Annotated in this window: 1 protein-coding gene; it reads left to right on the forward strand. The window is 64.8% G+C overall.

Annotated elements, in window-relative coordinates:
• Window positions 1-560 (forward strand): NAD(P)-binding domain-containing protein (locus DNU06_RS17610; protein WP_158526950.1); only part of this gene is annotated, 560 nt, incomplete at both ends.

A 560-nucleotide genomic window follows, 5' to 3' on the forward strand; every position in this document is an offset into this window, starting at 1 on the left:
GCCCCGGTCGATGGCGCGGGGCGATGGGATCTGGCTGCGCAGTTTGACCGCTGTACCACCGACTGGCGGCCATATGGGCTGCAAGTTGATCGCGGCTTCCATGCGGGCGCGCTGCGCCAGCTACTTGATCGCATTGTTCAACCAGCAAACCATGGCGCTCAGTGCCTTGATCGACGGTAATCGGGTAACCGGGTTGCGCACCGCGGCAACCGCTGCGCTGGCGGTGGATTTGCTGGCGCCCCAGCGTGCGCTGCGGGTGGGTGTGATTGGCGCGGGGTTCGAGGCGCGTGGCGCCTTGGATTGCCTCAAATCCGTGCGCGATGTCGCCCATGTTCGCGTGTTCAGCCCAACGCCTGCGAGCCGCGAACGGTTTGCCGACAGCTTCAGGCCGGGGCTGGATATTCACGCGGTGGGCAGCGCGCAAGAGGCCGTGCAGGACTGTGATGTGGTGATCTGTGCCGCCCGCAGCCGTGACGAGTCTCCAGTACTGCAAGGCGCGTGGATTGGCCCGGGTACCACAATCGTATCGTTGGGTTCGACCTTGCCTGAACAACGGGAAG

The sequence above is a fragment of the Putridiphycobacter roseus genome (genome assembly GCF_003234935.1).
Lineage (GTDB): Bacteria > Bacteroidota > Bacteroidia > Flavobacteriales_D > Crocinitomicaceae > Putridiphycobacter > Putridiphycobacter roseus.